The following is a 16,744-nucleotide window of genomic DNA, read 5'->3' as shown; positions in this document are numbered from 1 at the left end:
CGCCGCGCCGTCGCCGTGTCAGTGGGGTGCGCTGCCGGCGGCGCGGGCTGAGACGTCGGCGTCGGCAGCGCGGGCCGCGCCCGCCACGGCGGACGCGCTGTCGGCGCCGATCAGGCGGGCGCGGTCGGCCGGCGCCAGCACCGCGAGCAGGTCGGCCACGAAGCGGTCCTGCACCCGCCAGGCGGCGTGCCGGTCGGACCCGATGGTCGATACCCGCACCAGCATGCCGTCCGGGATCTCGCCCGACAGGCCATAGGCGAGGCGGCGCAGTTTTTGCTGGATGCCGGCCTTGGTCGCCTTGTCGCCGATGGTGATCCAGTAGGTGATCGGCTCGTTACGCTCGCTCAGGCGCGCCACCAGGCGCTTGACCGGCAAGCGGCCATGGCGGGTGGGCAGCAGGTCTTCGCTGTCCTCGACCAGCTCGAAGCCCTGGGCCACGTAGCAGACCTCGGGCAGGTGCAGCTGCAATGCCTTGCTCTGGTCGCCGCCATAGGCGATCGACAGCATCACCCGCTGGCCGCGCGGGTCGATATACGTGCGCGACAGGGTCTGGTCGTAGATCTTCGCGAGCACGCCCTGCTGCTCCGGATTGGGCTGCAGGGGCACGACGCCCGGGTCGACCGTCCAGGCGCCGAAGCGTTGCGGAATCATCTGCTCCAGGCTGAAGCGCTCGTGCGGCAGCGGCGCGCGCGGCGTCGGCATCAAGGCCCCGGTCAGCGCCGAGGTGGCGGCCATGGCCAGGCCCAGCACGATGCTGACGGCCAGGCGGCGGCGCGCCGGCTTCATCGGACGCCCCCGCGGATTGGACCGGGTGGGTTCGGCGAGTGCGGCGAGTATGGCGCGTGCGGCGAGTGCGGCGAGTGCGGCCGGAGGTCGCCGGGATGACGCCGCCCCTCCCGGGACTTGATCGACCATTGCAGGGCCGAGTCGAGCGCCAGGATCATCAGGAGCGCCGTCACGAACAGCACCATGCCGGCAAAGTCGTGCAGGAAGCCCTGCCCGGCCGCGTCGCCGAAATAATAGGTGATCAGGGTCAGCGCGATCACGCGGATCACATTCGCCGTGAACGAGACCGGCACGATCAGGATCGCCAGCGCCACATTGCGAAAGGCGGAAGGGTGGCGCATCAGGTTCAGGTAGAACAGGCCCAGCGCCTCGAGCGTCAGCAGGGTCTGCAGGCCGGCGCAGGCATCGGCCACCAGCAGCTGGTACTGGCCGATCTGCAGCACCACGCCGGAGCGCGAGATCGGATAGCCGGCCGCGAACAGCAGGTGTTCGGTGGCCCAGGAGACGGCCATCTTCATCGGCATCGTCACCGCCGCCACCAGCTCGCTCGGCAGGGGCACCATGAACAGCATGAAGAAGAACGGAAAACACAGCACGCGCAGGGCCCGCGCGCCCAGCTTGAGCAGGACGGTTGCCGCCAGCACCGCCACGATCGAGGCCACCTCGAACATCAGAATCTGTTGCGACCGGCCCAGCAGGTGGATGCCCAGGCCGAAAGCCAGCACCGCCCAGCCGGACGGGTGCGGCCGCGCCGGTGCGGTGGCCTGCCTCACCTCGGGCCACTTGCGCCAGATGAGCCACAGCGACAGGAAGAAGATGATCGGCCCGTGGCCCTGCTCTTCGCCGATCCAGGCGCCGGTGAACAGGTCGTGGAAGGTCGGGCCGAACAGCAGGGCCAGGCCCAGCATGACCGGCCACCATTCGGGCAGGGCCTGGCGCAGGCCGACGGCCGGGCCGGGACCAGAGCCGGAGCCGGCATGCGGGCCGGATTGCGGACCGTGCCGCGGGTCCATCTCGCGCCCGGTCGCCATGCTAGAACTCCATCACCACCGAGCCGACCACTTCGGCGCCGGCCTCGGCCATCTGCTCGGCCATGCGCGCCACGTCGGCGATGCGGGTGCGGTGCTTGCGGGCCACCAGCAGCACGCCGCCGGCGCGGCCCGCCACCGCCAGGGCGTCGGCGCCGGCGCTCAAGGGCGGCAAATCGACCAGCACGACGTCGTGGCGGCTTTCCAGCTGCGCCGACAGGCTGCGAAAGCCGGGCCGCGCCAGCAGTTCTTGCGGATTCGGCGGCAAGGTCCCGGCCGGCAACAGCGACAGGTCGGCGAAGGACGGCACGCGCAGTATGGCGTCCAGGTCGGCCCGCCCCGCCAGCAGGTCGGACAGGCCCTGGCGCGGCCTGAGCCCGAACAGCTCATGCTGGCGCGGCGCGCGCAGGTTGGCGTCCACCAGCAGGGTCTGCTCGCCGAGCTGGGAAAACACGAGCGCCAGATTGGCCGCGAACAGGCTGGCGCCGTCGTCCGGATCGGCGCTGGCGATCGCCAGCGCGCGCCGCCCGCGCGCGAACCAGCGCAGGATCAGCTGGCTGCGGATCGCGCGCAAGGCCTCGGCCTGGGCCGCGAACGGCTCATACGCGGCGACCAGCCTGGGCGACAGCCCGGCCTGCCCTTTCTGCACATAGGGATAGGCGAACTGGCGGGCCAGCGCCTGCTGGATGTCGTCCTCGCTCACCAGGCCGAGGCGCAGCGCCGCTTCACCGAAGCGGATGCCCAGGTCTTCGTGGACACGCAGCACGCGCTCGGCGTCATCGACGCTGAGTTTGCCCGCATCGACCAGCAGCGTTCCCATGCTGGCGTCGCGGCCGGGGCCGCTGTGCAGGGCGGATAGCACGGATGAGTTCATGGCGCGTCCTCGGCTCGGTTCAGCTCAGCTCAGTTCAGTTCAGTTCAGTTCAGCTCAGTTCAGCTCAGTTCAGGCGCGGCTGGCGCACCGGCGCCATCAGCCTGCGAATGGGGCCGGCCCGCGCCGGCGGCGGTTGCCAGGCGATGGCGCCCAGGACCGGAATGCCCAGCAGGTCGTGCAGGTCGTTGCTGGAACGCACCGGGCGCGCCAGCAATTCCAGCAGCAGCGCCACGCCGACGCCGAGCACGGCGCCGAGCACGATGCCAGCCAGCGTATTGAGCAGGATGCGCGGACCGCTCGGCGTCGTCGGTGGCACGGCCGGGTTGAGCACCGAGACATCGGATTGCTCGGACTGGGCCTCGATCCGCGTCTGTGCATGGCGCTGGCTGGCCGAATCGAAGGCGCGCTGCGCGCCTTCGAGGTCTTTCAGCAAGGGACCGAGCTCGTCGCGGGTGCGGTTCAGCTCCAGCACGCGCGCCTTCTGCGCCGCCAGCTCGCTGCGCAGCTGGGCTTCGCGCTGGCGGTAGACTTCGGCATTGGCGCCGACGCTGCGGGTGACGCTGCCCAGCGCGCTACCGAGCTCGGCGCGCAGCTTGCCGGCTTCGGCGGCCGCGGCCTGGTATTGCGGGTGGTTGCGCCCGAAGCGTGCGCCGGCCTCGGCCAGCTTGGCCTCGGCGCTGGCCAGGTTCATGCGCAGGTTCTGGATCAGGGCATTGTCGGCGACGTCGGGCGAATCGACGGCGGCGCCGGCGGCCCTTTCACGCGAGCCCGCTTCCATGGCCGCGGCCTGGGCCACGACCAGCTGGGCTGCCAGGTCATTCAGGCGCGACAGCTCGACATCGACCCGGTTGTTGTCGAGGCTGACGATGCCTTTTTCTTGCTGGTACTTCGACAGGCGCGCCTGGGCCGCCTCGAGGTTGTCGCGCAACTGCCTGGTCTGCTCGTTGAAGTACAGCGAGGCGTTCTTGGCCGGCTCGGTCTTGAGCTGCACGCCGACCCGCCGGTACTCCTCGGCGAAAGCGTTCGCGACCGCGGCCGCGAACACGGGGTCGGCGCCGCTGAAGCTGATCTCGACCACGCTCGACTCGCGCGACGGCATGATCTCGAGCTTCTGGAGCAGCAGGTCGGCCAGCCAGTCGCGCACCGTCCCCCTGCCCTCGCTGGCTTCCTGGAATTGCCGGAGGGCTGCCGGGCTGGACGCCAGCCGCAGCGTGTCGACGACGCGCAGCGCCACGTTCTTGCTGCCGATGATGTCCATCTGGGTCGCCATATACCCTGGCATCAATTGCCCTGGCATCGTCAGGCCGGTGAGCGGATCGACGCCCTTGTAGTTGAGCAACACCGATGCCGTGGCTGCATAGGTTTTTTGCTGCACCATGCTCCAGCCGAGGGCAAGCAGCACCGTGCACAGGAGCGTACCCAGGATGATTTTCTTACGAGCTAGCAAGATCAACAGAAATTGATACACGCTCATGTCTCACCTCTGCATGGGGTCCGGAATCACATCCCGCCAGCATCCCGTAGGGTGGACGGCTTTGCCGTCCACCGTCGATCGTCACGGCTGCGCTTTCGCGCCGGATGATCGAGCTGCCAGCCATCACCGCATGAGGCGATTCGGTCCAGGACCGAATCACAGGCCGTCCACCCCGGCATGCGGCGCCGGTGACGCGCCGGATGATCATGGGGCCAACCCATGGGGCCAACCATCACCGCGTGGAGCGATGCGCTCCAGTGGACCGAATCACGCGCCGTCCATCCTAAAACCAGCTTTCGCGCACCACGATCACGTCATCGATCTGGACCGTATCGCTGGCCTCGACGTCCAGCGTGACCGGTTTGCCGCTGGCGTCGCGGCGCGTAACCTTGATGCCGTTGTCGCTGCCGCGCGGGCTCAGGCCGCCACCAGCCGAGATCGCCTGCTGGACCGTCATGCCACGCTCCAGGCGGAACGGGCCCGGACGGCTGACTTCGCCGGTAACGTAGGCGCGCGGCGCCCGTTCCACGAAGATGATGTCGCCGCCGGCGACCTCGTAGTCCTTGTCGAGCTCGCCCTTGCGCACCATGTCGACCACGTCGATGGTCTCGCGCGTCGTCTTGCCGTCGCGCGTGCGCACCAGGCTGATCATGTCGCCGCCATCGCCGTGGATGCCGCCGGCCAGCGCCAGCATGTCGAGCACCTTGCGCCTGCCTTCGACCGGATAACGGCCCGGCCGGTTCACCTGGCCCAACACCGACACCTGCTGGCTGGCCAGCGTGGTCACCAGCATGTTCACCTGGGCCCGCTTGATGTAGCCGCCCTTCTCGAGCTGGCCGGCGATCTTCTTTTCGGCGGCGGCCACCGACAGGCCGCCGACAGCCACCTGGCCCAGCAGCGGGAACGTGATGTGGCCGCTCTCGCTGACGCGGGTCTCGATCGACAGGTCGGGACTGCCATACACGGACAGCCTGACCACGTCGCCGGCGCCCAGGAGTACCTCGGTCGCACCGGCCACGCTCATGCCCAGCATGAAGGCAACCCCCGTTATCCACTTGATCCAGCGTTTCATCGTCAGTCTCCAGGCACGTCGTTGGGAAATCTTTCGAAAGCCCTGCTTGAAACCGATCCCGGCAGGTGGGAGTCGCTCCAGGCGCGCATGTCGCCTACGCGCATGTCGCCTACGCGCATGTCGCCATGCGCTTCCCCCTACCTAGCGGGACAGGTTCCCGAGGCCGGCCACGCCGCGATCGAGCGCCGCCTTGTCGGCGCGCGCGTTCTCGTCCACGGCGCCGGACGTCGGCCCGATGTCGCTGTCGCCGTTGCCGTCACCCACGGCCGGCTCCGCTCCCGGTCCGGTATCCGGCGCCGCGCCCGGCAGCCCCGCCAGCGCGGCCGGCGCCGCGGCCGGCAGCGCACCGGGCGCGGCGGCGTCGGGCGCCAGGTCCTTGTTCAGGTAGTCGATCTTCGCGGTGGCGCGCAGGCGCTGGATCTCGGCCTCGGCCAGTTCCTTGTTCTTGCGGTTGGCGAGGTATTGCGCGATCTGCGGCGCGGCGATCGCCAGCGACACCGGCGCGTCGCGCACTTCGTCGACCGCGGTCAGGAGCGCGCGCTGCCCTTCCTGCACCAGGAACAGCTGGCCCTTCGGCATCGACAGCAGCTTCGCGGCCAGCTCGGGCTTGAGGTCGGCGGTGCTGCGGGTGACCTGGGCGCGGCCGTAGGCGACCTGCCTGGTGTCGAGATAGGCCGCCACTTCCTCGAGCGACCGGGCCTTGTCGGCGACGGCGCGCAGCGCGGGCGTCACGGCGGACGCCGGCATCACGAGCTGGTTCATCGCCAACTGGCGGCGATTGGCAAAGAACTGGGGATGCTTGTTGAAGTAGTCCTCGATCTCGGCCTCGGTGGGCCGCCCGGCGTCGCCCACCCGTTTCTGCATATAGGCCTGGGCGAGGATCAGGGAGCGCGCGCGCTCGATCGCCTGCATCACCTTGGGATCGCGGTCGATCTTTTCCTTGGTCGCGACGCTTTCGAGCAGTTCGCGGTCGATCAGGGCTTGCAGCAACTGCTTGCTGGCGGTTTGCTGCTGGGCGGCCGGGACGCCGGCAAGCTGCATTTCTTCATTGAGCTGCAGTAGCGTGATCTCTTCGCCATTCACGCTGGCCAGCGCCTGGCCGGGCCTGGCCTCGGTCGCCGGCTGGTCCCGGTTGCAGCCCGCCAGCGCAACGCCGGCCAGGACCAGGGCCGCGCACGCGGCCCGCAGCGGGGTGAGCCTCGGTGCGGAGGAAAGCGGCAAGTCGGTGGCGTTCTGGTACGGGCTCTGCATGGTGTTCTCCGGCGTGGTTGGACAGGATTGCCCCTCAGGCATGCGCCGTCCGGGGGGAAATCTGCCATTCTGGACCGCTTGCGCCATCTGCTCTGTTGTGCAGTTCACATCGTGCGTCGATACCGGCGCCGCCGGCGAGGTGATCGAGATACCCGAGATAGGCGCGCTGCAGGCCCTCGGCCAGCGGCGTACTGGCGCGCCAGCCCAGCGCCGCCAGCTTGGAGACGTCGAGCAACTTGCGCGGCGTGCCGTCGGGCTTGCTGGCGTCGAAGACGATGGCGCCCCGGTAGCCCACGGTCTGGCCCACCAGGCGCGCCAGCTCGGCGATGGTCACGTCGTGGCCGGTGCCGACATTGATGTGCGAATGCATGGGATCGGTAGCGGCCGCATACGCCTCGGGCGCCAGCTCCATCACATGGATGCTGGCGCTCGCCATGTCGTCGACGTAGAGGAATTCGCGCATCGGCTTGCCGCTGCCCCAGATCACGACCTCGGGGGCGGCGCTCATCCTGGCCTCATGGAAGCGGCGCAGCAGGGCGGGAATGACGTGGCTGTTCTCGGGGTGGTAATTGTCGCCGGGACCGTACAGATTGGTGGGCATCACGCTGCGATAGTCGGTGCCGTACTGGCGGTTGTAGCTCTCGCACAGCTTGATGCCGGCGATCTTGGCCATGGCGTACGGTTCGTTGGTCGGCTCGAGCATGCCGTTCATCAGGTATTCCTCGCGGATCGGCTGCGCCGCCATGCGCGGATAGATGCAGGACGACCCCAGGAACAGCAGCTTGCGCACGCCCGCGCGCCAGGCCTCGTGCACGACATTTGCCTGCACCATCAGGTTGTCGTAGATGAACTCGGCCGGATAGGTGTTATTGGCGTGGATGCCGCCGACCCTGGCCGCGGCCAGGTAGACCTGGTCGATGCCTTCGCTGTGGAAGAATTCGCGTACCCGCGCCTGATCGGTCAGCTCGAGTTCGGCGTGGCTGCGGGTGACGATCTCGGACTTGCCGGCGGCGCGCAGCGCACGCACGATGGCCGAGCCGACGAGGCCGCGGTGACCGGCAACGTAGATGCGTGGCTTGTCGTGCACATGGCCTCCCGTGATCAATGTCGATGCCTCGCCGCCCCGATCGCAGCGGCGACATCGGCCATTGTTCTTGCATTCTGATTAACGATTCTACCCAGCCCGGATGGCTGCGCAAGCTCGTCGGCAGTCGTCCAGATCAAAGAGCTCGTCGATTGGCGCTCATCCGTTTCCAGGCCAAAATTAATTGGCTCGAAAGCGCCGTTGGAATCGCCGCCACCCTGCCATTCGATGCGCGCGAAGCCCAACGGTTCACTTTTCTCGCACAGGGATTGGCGCGCGATGCGCGGCTAATGCGCGTTCTGGCGCGTGAGAACGACCTTGACGGTCTTGAGGATGATCCACAGATCGAGCCACAGCGACCAGTTGCGCAAGTAATCGAGGTCGTACTGGATCCGCGCCTCCATCTTGTCGAGGGTGGCCGTCTCGCCGCGCAAACCGTTCACCTGGGCCCAGCCGGTAATGCCCGGCTTGACCTTGTGGCGCAGCATGTAACCCTTGATGAGCTTGCGGTATTCCTCGTTGTGCGCGACCGCATGCGGACGCGGTCCGACCACGCTCATGCGTCCTTGCAGTGCATTGATAAATTGAGGCAATTCGTCGAGAGAAGTGCGGCGCAGGAAGTGGCCGAGCCGTGTGATGCGGCAATCGCCGGGCCTGGCCTGGACGATGGTCGGCCCGTCATCCAGCACCGTCATGGAGCGGAATTTATAGATATGGATCTCTTCGCCATACAGGCCGTAGCGGCGCTGCTTGAACAGCACGGGTCCGGGCGAGTCGAGCTTCACGGCGAGCGCGATCAGCAGCATCAGCGGTCCCAGCAGCAGCAGGGCCAGCACGCTGACCACGACGTCGGTGCCGCGCTTGAGCACGCTGTTGAAGCCCATGAACGGCGTTTCGCTGATCGCGATCACCGGCATGCCGCCCACGGTATCGAAACGCGCCTGCATCAGGTCGAACACGTATACGTCGGGCAAGAAATACACCGAGGCGGTGGTGTCCTTCAATTCGTCGACCAGCTGGCGAATGCGCGGCTGGGCCGAGACCGGCTGGCTGATGAAGATCATCTTGATGTTCTTGCGCCGCACGTAGGCGGCGACGTCGGCCATCTTGCCCAGCATCGGATAGCGCAGGCCAGGCGGCTTGCGCCCGTCGGTACGGTCGTCGAAAAAGCCCTGCACCTGCATGAACAGGTTCGGATGGCGCTCGCATACGCCGGCGAACCTGATGCCGGCAGCGTTGGCGCCGACCACCACGATCGAGCGCAGTTCCCCGGCATGCCTGCGGCCCGTGGTGGCAAAGCGCACCGCGATGTGGCTGGCCAGGATCGTCAACGGCGTCGCCACCGCCCAGGCCAGCAACACCCGCTCGTCGTAGTAGACCTTCATGCCGCTGGCCGAGCCGACGAAGTACAGCACGGCGAGCGTCAGGCACCAGCCGAACACCGTGTCGCGCGCATAGGCCAGCATGCGGCCGCTGCGCCAGGTGCGGTAGGGATCGATTTGCTGGTAGACGGCCGACGAGATCAGGAAGGCCAGGATCATCAGCACCAGGCAATAGCCGGAGAACGGTTCGCCAAAGACCAGGGTCGCCAGGTACAGGCTGCCCATCACGATCAGCGGATCGAGCACACGCTGGAAGAAAGAGATGATGGGAATGTCGTTGACCGTCATGCGCCGCCACGTCCATCATCAGAACAGCACATTGGCGCTCAGCTGCACCATATTGGCGTCGAACTTGCCGGTGCCGAGCGCCTGCGAGCCCGTGCGCGACTCGTAGGCGTAGCCGGCTATCACTTGCACCTTTCGGCGGACCTGCCATGACGCCCGCACGGTGGCGCTGCGGATCGCGTCGTTCAGGTCTTCCAGGCCGGCAAACGCAGAGCGCGCCGTGTAATCGCGTTTTTCGTAGGCGGCGCGGGCGTCCACCCTGATGCGGTCGGTCGCGCGCCAGGTGGCTTGCAGGCTCGCCCCCTTGTTCAGGGTCGTGCTGACCCGCGTGCTTTCGATCGGCGCGAACTCGCGCCACAGCGACGCGCCGTAGCTGATCTTGCCTCGCGGCTCATACAGCCAGGTGACACGGCCATTGACGCCGCCGGTGCTGCCTTCGCCGTACGACGGCTGGTCGCGCCGCGCATAGCCGACCAGCGCCTGCAGCGTGGTCGATCCGCCCGCCAGCCACTCGACCCGGGCCTTGAGTTCGTCCTGGGTGAAATCGTCGGTGAGGACGCTGTCGTTGTAAGGCCGCCGGTACGGATAGGTGCCCTCCAGGCGACGCGCGACGAGGCCGACCGTGCTGCCGCTTTTCGGCCGGTACTGGAGTTCGACCTCATAGGCTTTTTCGGTGCGGTCGTTGTAGCGCTGGGCCACCAGCTCGTAGGTGTACTTGTCGCGCGCGGCGCCGACGCGCAGCTTCCAGCTCGGGTGCAGCTTCCAGCCGGCATCGAGCAACTGGCGCCGCTGCCGGCGCAGGTTGCGCTCGTCGCTGTCGAAGTCGGTGTACGGCGCCAGCGTCTTGATGTACAGCGCTTCGACACGGCCCTCGAACTGCTTGCCGGCCTGCCACAGCCAGCTCGCCTGCAGGTCGCGTCCATCGTAGTCGAGCTGGTCGAAGTGGTCGAACTTGACCTTCGACACCTTGGCGGTGGCCGTGATGCGCTGGCGGCTGACGGTCTTGTCGAGCACGACGCCGGCATCGAGCGTGCGGTAGGAATCGCTGCGCCGGCCGTCGAACGGTTGCTCGTCGTCGGCCACCCGCAACAGATTGTCATCGTAGGCCCAACCGATGCCGCCTAGCAGCCGCAGGCCGTCTTCTTGTTGCCCATCGTTCGGCGCGGACACTGCCGGGAAAGAACACAACACCGTCGCCAGGGCCGCCACGGTCCGAAGCCGATGCGATACAGGGTTGAAAGGCATGTTCTACATTTCCCGGTAGATGCTGCGCCGATGGAATTACCAGAACTGCCAGCCTCCGGTATGCACCACCCAGACTCCCAGCAATCCATTGGTGACAGCGTGAGCCAGTATCGGCGACCACAGCTTGCGGTGCCGCATATACAGCAAGCCATAGGCGACGCCGGCCATGACGCCGGCCAGCCAAAGATGGTGTTCGAATCCGAACAACAGGCATGGAATCACGAAAGCCCTGAAGCCGATTCGCGCCGGATCAAGCGACATGAAATCGGATCGCTCGACCCAGCGCATCAAGAAAGAGCGCCAGAATAATTCTTCCATCACGGGGACGACCAGGGCGGCGCCGGCGATGCGGATCGTCACCAGCAGCCAGTCGATCTGGCCATGGGTGCGCGGGTCGTAGCCGGGCGCGCTGCCGATCGTCATCCAGGGGGCGTCGAGATGGACCCACAAGACCAGCACCACGATGCCCGCGGCGCCGGCGGCCAGCACCTGCCTCGGCGCCAGCGCAAAGCGGTGCAGCTCGTCATAGCTGCGCCAGAACACGGCCAGGAGCGCGAGCACGGCGCCGACCTGGACCGGATATAGCCAGCGCAGCTCGGCGCGGCCGACACCGATCCGCTCGAGCACGTCGCCCAGGACGATGAAGAAAATATAGGTGCCGAAAGGCAGGATCCGCACCCAGGCGGCGCGCTCGAGGAAGGGTTTTTCGGCCGCGCGTGCGGCCGGTGGCGGGACGGCAGGTGAATCATCGTGTTCGGTCATCGATGCCGCGTCCCGTCATTGCCTCATTGAAGGTCTGTTGACGTCTGCTTGGGTCTGCTCACTCGCCTCTGGCGCGCGCCTCGATGCGTTCCCAGCGGTCGAGCGCGTCGAGCAGCAGGTCGTCGATCTCGGCAAACCGCGCATTGATGCGCTTGGCGTCGGCCGGATTCGTCTTGTAGAAGTCAGGCGCGTTCAATTGCTGCGTGATCGCGGACTGCTCGTCTTCGAGCGAAGCGATCAGCTGGGGCAGTTCTTCGAGCTCGCGCTGTTCCTTGTAGCTCAGCTTGACCTTCTTGCCCGCGCCCTGGGCCGGCGCTTCTTCCACCCTGGCGGCGCCGGCCTTGGCCGCGTTCGATGCAGATGCCGGCGCAGCCGCCTGCAGCGCCGGGGCCGTCGCCTTGACGCGCTCCCAGTCGGTATAGCCGCCGACAAATTCGCGCCACTTGCCGCCGCCCTCGGCCACGATGACCTGGGTCACGACATTGTCCAGGAACGTGCGGTCGTGACTGACGAGGAAGACGGTGCCGGTGTATTCCTCCAGCAATTCTTCCAGCAATTCGAGGGTGTCGATGTCGAGGTCGTTGGTCGGTTCGTCCAGCACCAGGCAGTTGGCCGGCTTGGCGAACAGGCGTGCCAGCAGCAGGCGGTTGCGCTCGCCGCCCGACAGCGACTTGACCGGCGAACGCGCCCGCTCCGGCGAGAACAGGAAGTCGTTCAGGTAGGTCATCACATGCTTGCGCTGGCCATTGATCTCGACCCAGTCGCTGCCGGGCGCGATGGTCTCGGCCAGGCTCGCCTCTTCGTTGAGCTGGGTGCGCATCTGGTCGAAATAGGCCACGTTCAATTTGGTGCCCAGGCGCACGGCGCCGCTGTCGGCCGCTTCCTCGCCCAGGATGATCTTGAGCAGGGTCGTCTTGCCGGCGCCGTTCGGTCCGATCAGGCCGACCTTGTCGCCGCGCATGATGGTGCCGGTGAAATCGTCGACGATGACCTTGTCGCCGTAGCGCTTCGACACGCCTTCCAGGTCGGCGACGATCTTGCCCGAGCGCTCGCCGGTGGCGACGTCGAGCTTGATCTGGCCCTGCTGGTCGCGGCGCGCGGTGCGCTGCAGGCGCAGCGCTTCCAGGCGGCGCACGCGGCCTTCGTCGCGGGTGCGGCGCGCCTGCACGCCCTTGCGGATCCAGACTTCTTCTTGCGCCAGGAATTTATCGAACTTGGCGTTCTCGACTTCCTCGTTGGCCAGCAGTTCGCGCTTGCGTTCCTGGTACGTCGAGAAGTTGCCCGGGAACGAGAGCAGCTTGCCGCGGTCGAGTTCGATGATGCGGGTGGCGACATTGTCCAGGAAGCTGCGGTCGTGGGTGATGAACAGGACCGAGCCGCGGAACTCGCGCAGCAAGCTCTCCAGCCACTTGATCGAGGTAAAGTCCAGGTGGTTGGTCGGTTCGTCGAGCAGCAGCACGTCCGGCGCCGACACCAGGGCCACGGCCAGCGCCACCCGCTTTTGCATACCGCCGGACAAAGTGCCCATCTTCGCTTCGCCCGCCAGGCTCAGGCGGCCCAGCGTCGTCTCGACCTTGTTCGCCAGGTTCCAGCCGTCGGTGGCGTCCAGCCTGGTCTGCAGCACATGCATGCGCTCCATCAGCGCATCGTCGTCGCCCTGGCCGAACTTGCCGGTCAGTTCTTCATATTCGGTCAGCATCGCCTGCTGGTCGCCCATGCCGAGCGCGACCACGTCGAACACGGTCATCTGCGGGTCGAACACCGGTTCCTGTTCCACGTAGGCGATGCTCACGCCCTGCTGCATGACCAGGAGGCCGTCGTCGAGTTTCGAGCGGCCCGAGATGATCTTCAGGAGCGAGGATTTGCCGGTGCCGTTACGGCCGATGAGACCGACGCGCTCGCCGGATTCGAGCGAAAAGTCGGCGTGGTCGAGCAGCGGGACGTGGCCGAAGGCCAGTTGCGCGGAAGTGAGGGAGATGACTGCCATGTTCGGTCTGAGGCCCGGTGCCGGGCAAAAGCATGAGTTGATTGAGTAAGGCGCACATTGTACCGACTGGGCGCGCGCCCGACGCCAATTCTCACATATTCTGGGGAAACTGCTGGAGGGGAGAATGGTATCGCCAGCAGGAATCGAACCTGCATCTAACCCTTAGGAGGGGCTTGTACTATCCATTGTACGATGGCGACACGCGAGGCGCATTGTACCAGCGGTTGCCATGGTCTGTCAGTTCGGCAATGCAACAGTCAGGCGCCCGGCGGCACATAGAGCCTATCCCGGTAGGTGGGGGGAAGCGCATGCTGATGCATGGCGGGCGTGAGCAAGGCGCGAGGAGGCCGCATGGCGAGCCACGGGTTTGCCACTGCGCGACGATCAACGCCGCGCACGCCCGCCAGGCGCGGCAGGGGCGACTCCCACCTACCGGGATAGGCTCTTATTCACCGTCCTCCACTCGCAGCCGCCGCTTCATGGTCGACAACAAGGCGATCATGCTGGCCTTGTCCTCGCCCGACACATCCGCCAGCATCTCCTCGATCCAGCGCTCGTGCACCGCCGCCATCGCGGCGAACGTCTCCCTGCCCGCTGCGGTCAGCTTGACCGCCGACGCGCGCCGGTCGCGCGCATCCTGCACCCGCACCACCAGTTGTTCGCGCTCCAGCTGGTCGGTGATCCCGGTGATATTGCCCCCGGTAACCATCATGCGGCGGGACAGCTCGCCCATGCGCAGGCCTTCCGGATGGCGCTCGAGCTGCGCCATCAGGTCGAAGCGCGGCAAGGTGATCCCGAACGTGGTGCGCAGGCGGCTGCGGATCTCGTTCTCGATCCGCGTCGTGCACGACAGCATGCGCAGCCACAGTCGCAGCGACTGGTGGTGCGCGTCCGTCAGGCGGCTTTCCAGGTCCAGGTCGGACGCCCCTCCCCTGTCGGCGTCGGCAGCCCGTACGTGCCTGTCGTCATCCATCTCAACCCTCAAACCGCATCCGTGCGTAATTTAAACCGCTGCAGTTTACCGGTTTCGGTGCGCGGCAGTTGTTCCTTAAACAGAATTGCTCGCGGGTATTTATACGGCGCGATCTGGCCCTTCACGAATTCTTGCAGCTCATGGGCCAGTTCCTCGGTTCCCACGTGACTGCCTCGTAACACGACATGGGCTTCCACGACCTGCCCGCGTTCGGGGTCGCGGCGTCCCACCACGGCGCATTCGGCCACCGCCGGATGGTGCAGCAGCGCTTCTTCGACCTCGGCGCCGGCGATGTTGTAGCCGGCCGAGATGATCATGTCGTCAAGGCGCGAGCGGTAATGAAAATAGCCGTCCGCATCCATCTCGTAGGCGTCGCCGGTCAGGTTCCAGCCATCCTGCACGTAATGGCGCTGGCGCTCGTCGGCCAGGTAGCGGCAGCCGGTCGGCCCCTTCACCGCCAGCCGGCCGATCACGCCCGGCCCCAGCTGCCTGCCCTGGGCGTCGAGGATGCAGGCCTGGTAGCCCGGCACCGGTTTGCCGGTGGCCCCTGGCCGGACGTCGTCGCCCGCGCTCGCGATAAAGATGTGCAACATCTCGGTCGCGCCGATGCCGTCGATCATGGCCAGCCCGGTCGCCGCCCGCCAGGCCTCGCGCGTGGCCACCGGCAGCGCTTCGCCGGCCGACACGCTGGCGCGCAGGCTGGACAAGTCGAAACGGCCAGCCTGCGCCGCCATCTGGCGATAGAAGGTCGGCGCCGTGAAGCACACGGTGGCGCGGTGTTCGGCGACCGTCGCCAGCAGGCTTTCGGGACTCAGGCGCTCGATCAGCACCCCGGCGGCGCCCACCCGCAACGGGAACAGCAGCAGGCCGCCCAGGCCGAAAGTGAAGGCCAGCGGCGGCGTGCCGACGAAGACGTCGTCGGCCTGCGAACCCAGGACGTGGCGCGGGAAGCAGTCGCAGATCGCCAGCAGGTCGCGATGGAAGTGCATGGTTCCTTTCGGCACGCCGGTGGTGCCGGAAGTGAAGCCGATCAGGCAGACGTCGTCCTGCGCCGTGTCGGCGGCGGCGAACGGCTCGCCATGGCGCGCCATGCGTTCTTCGAGGGCATCCGGCACGGGGGCGTCATACACCAGCACCGGCACGGCCAGGCCCAGCGCGTCGACCTCGTCCACCAGGGCGCCGGCGCACAGCACCGCGTTCACGCGCGCCTTGTCGGCGATGGCGCCGAGTTCGCGCGCGCGCAGCAGCGGCATGGTGGGCACCGCGATGCAGCCGGCCTTGATCACGGCCAGGATGCAGGCCGCCATCATCGGGCAGTTGGCGCCGCGCACCAGCACCCGGTTGCCGCTGGCCAGGCCCAGGTCGTGGCGCAGCACGTGCGCGATGCGGTCGACCCGATCCAGCAGCGCGGCATAGGTGAGCCGCTCGCGCGCGCCGATCAGCGCCGTGCGCCCGCCCCAGCCGCGCTTGACGGCGCCGTCGAGCAGGTCGGCGACGCAGTTCAGGCGCGGCGGGTAATGCAGTTCGGGCAGGTCGAACAGGAAGTCGGGCCAGGCGTGCGCCGGCGGCAGGTTGGCGCGGGCGAAACCGTCCGAGTGGCCGGACGGGAACAGCGTTGCGATGGTGGCGTCGTTCATGAATGGTCCCGGATGGGTAAGACGAGGCGACGGCAAAAAGCGCTCGGGCGACAATCCGGGAATACTTTAAATCTAAAGCAAACCATCGGCAAGCGGATTTGCCAGCGCCTCTTGCGCTCAGCCATGGGCGGCGCGACCGGCCTGGCGCGCGACCGCCGCGCTGGCCGTCGCCAGCGCCGCCGCCACGTCCTGCGGCGCCGGGGAACCGGCGACCGCCACCCTGGCCAGCGCCGCGGCGGCGCCGTACAGGCCAAGCGTCTTGCAGCCTTCGTGCAGGCGGTTCAGGCGCGCCGCCGATCCTTCGTCGCCGGCCGGGGGCTCGTGCATGGCCACCTGCAGCTGGCGCGCCAGGCCGTCCAGGTAGAGGCGCAGGCGCGCCTGATCGATGCCGAGCCGGCGCGCCACGTCGAATGGCGCTTCGTCCGGCGCTTCGTCTGGTTCTTCGTCCGGCGCATCGTCCGGCGCGTCGTCCCGAGCTCCGGCGCCGGCGGCCGCCGGAAACAGGCGCTCGAACTGCCCGCGCACGTCTTCGTGGCGGAACGGCTTGACGATGTAGCCGCTGGCGCCCAGCGCCGCCGCCTCGTCCAGCGTCGCGGCGTCGGCCGCGGCCGACACCAGCACGAAGGGCAGCGCGGCCGTGTCCGCGCCGGCGCGCACCCGCTGCAGCAGCTCGAGGCCGGACAGGTGCGGCATGCGCAGGTCGCAGAACACGATGTCGGGCCGCAGGCCGGCTTGCAGCTGGCGCCAGGCGTCGGCGCCGTCCTCCGCTTCCAGGATCGCGTGGTTGCCGCAGCTGTCGACCAGATGCATCAGCATCATGCGCGCCACGATGTCGTCGTCCACTACCAGCACCTTCATTCGCTCTCCGCCAGATCGGTCAATACCTGCATTATAGGCAGGTGCG

At 67.4% G+C, this 16,744-nt stretch carries 14 protein-coding genes and 1 tRNA gene; all 15 read right to left on the bottom strand.

What is annotated here, in order from left to right; genetic code table 11:
• Positions 1–18 precede the first annotated feature (18 nt).
• Positions 19–786: an exosortase-associated protein EpsI, B-type gene (epsI, locus tag ACZ9AQ_RS15160; RefSeq protein WP_429204271.1), complete on the bottom strand. Its 768-nt coding sequence runs from the start codon at positions 784–786 to the stop codon at positions 19–21.
• A complete protein-coding gene (gene xrtB, locus ACZ9AQ_RS15155; protein ID WP_429204270.1) occupies positions 783–1,817 on the bottom strand; it encodes an exosortase B in 1,035 nt (344 codons plus the stop codon). The genes epsI and xrtB overlap by 4 nt, the downstream gene beginning before the upstream one ends.
• 1 nt (position 1,818) lies before the next feature.
• On the bottom strand, positions 1,819–2,688 hold the full coding sequence (gene epsG, locus ACZ9AQ_RS15150; RefSeq protein WP_429204268.1) for a chain length determinant protein tyrosine kinase EpsG: 870 nt from the start codon (positions 2,686–2,688) through the stop codon (positions 1,819–1,821).
• Positions 2,689–2,752: 64 nt separating this feature from the next.
• Complete coding sequence (epsF, locus tag ACZ9AQ_RS15145; RefSeq protein ID WP_429204267.1) at positions 2,753–4,162, bottom strand: chain length determinant protein EpsF; 1,410 nt, start codon at positions 4,160–4,162, stop codon at positions 2,753–2,755.
• 283 nt (positions 4,163–4,445) lie between these two features.
• Positions 4,446–5,234 carry a polysaccharide export protein EpsE gene (epsE, locus tag ACZ9AQ_RS15140; protein ID WP_429204266.1) on the bottom strand — a complete coding sequence of 263 codons (789 nt, stop codon included), beginning with the start codon at positions 5,232–5,234 and terminating at the stop codon, positions 4,446–4,448.
• A gap of 141 nt (positions 5,235–5,375) precedes the next feature.
• Positions 5,376–6,485, bottom strand: coding sequence for an EpsD family peptidyl-prolyl cis-trans isomerase (locus tag ACZ9AQ_RS15135; RefSeq protein WP_429204264.1), 1,110 nt, complete (start codon positions 6,483–6,485; stop codon positions 5,376–5,378).
• 34 nt (positions 6,486–6,519) lie between these two features.
• Positions 6,520–7,572, bottom strand: a complete 1,053-nt coding sequence (fcl, locus tag ACZ9AQ_RS15130) for a GDP-L-fucose synthase (protein WP_429204262.1) — start codon at positions 7,570–7,572, stop codon at positions 6,520–6,522.
• Positions 7,573–7,856: 284 nt separating this feature from the next.
• Entirely contained in the window at positions 7,857–9,239 is a 1,383-nt protein-coding gene (locus ACZ9AQ_RS15125) for an undecaprenyl-phosphate glucose phosphotransferase (RefSeq protein ID WP_429204260.1), read from the bottom strand.
• An 18-nt stretch (positions 9,240–9,257) separates the two neighbouring features.
• Complete coding sequence (gene epsL, locus ACZ9AQ_RS15120; protein ID WP_429204259.1) at positions 9,258–10,481, bottom strand: XrtB/PEP-CTERM-associated polysaccharide biosynthesis outer membrane protein EpsL; 1,224 nt, start codon at positions 10,479–10,481, stop codon at positions 9,258–9,260.
• 36 nt (positions 10,482–10,517) lie between these two features.
• The gene (locus ACZ9AQ_RS15115; protein WP_429204258.1) at positions 10,518–11,243 is read right to left on the bottom strand and encodes a CAAX prenyl protease-related protein; all 726 of its coding nucleotides are present in this window, start codon (positions 11,241–11,243) and stop codon (positions 10,518–10,520) included.
• A gap of 58 nt (positions 11,244–11,301) precedes the next feature.
• Positions 11,302–13,230 carry an ATP-binding cassette domain-containing protein gene (locus ACZ9AQ_RS15110; RefSeq protein WP_429204256.1) on the bottom strand — a complete coding sequence of 643 codons (1,929 nt, stop codon included), beginning with the start codon at positions 13,228–13,230 and terminating at the stop codon, positions 11,302–11,304.
• Positions 13,231–13,355: 125 nt separating this feature from the next.
• A tRNA-Arg gene (locus tag ACZ9AQ_RS15105) sits at positions 13,356–13,430 on the bottom strand.
• 245 nt (positions 13,431–13,675) lie between these two features.
• Positions 13,676–14,203 carry a MarR family winged helix-turn-helix transcriptional regulator gene (locus ACZ9AQ_RS15100; protein ID WP_429204254.1) on the bottom strand — a complete coding sequence of 176 codons (528 nt, stop codon included), beginning with the start codon at positions 14,201–14,203 and terminating at the stop codon, positions 13,676–13,678.
• 8 nt (positions 14,204–14,211) lie between these two features.
• The gene (locus tag ACZ9AQ_RS15095) at positions 14,212–15,840 is read right to left on the bottom strand and encodes an AMP-binding protein (protein ID WP_429204252.1); all 1,629 of its coding nucleotides are present in this window, start codon (positions 15,838–15,840) and stop codon (positions 14,212–14,214) included.
• 117 nt (positions 15,841–15,957) lie between these two features.
• The gene (locus tag ACZ9AQ_RS15090; RefSeq protein ID WP_429204251.1) at positions 15,958–16,698 is read right to left on the bottom strand and encodes a response regulator; all 741 of its coding nucleotides are present in this window, start codon (positions 16,696–16,698) and stop codon (positions 15,958–15,960) included.
• Positions 16,699–16,744 lie beyond the last annotated feature (46 nt).

The sequence above is a fragment of the Massilia sp. UYP34 genome, assembly GCF_056279385.1.
This window is presented reverse-complemented; position numbering and strand designations above follow the sequence as displayed.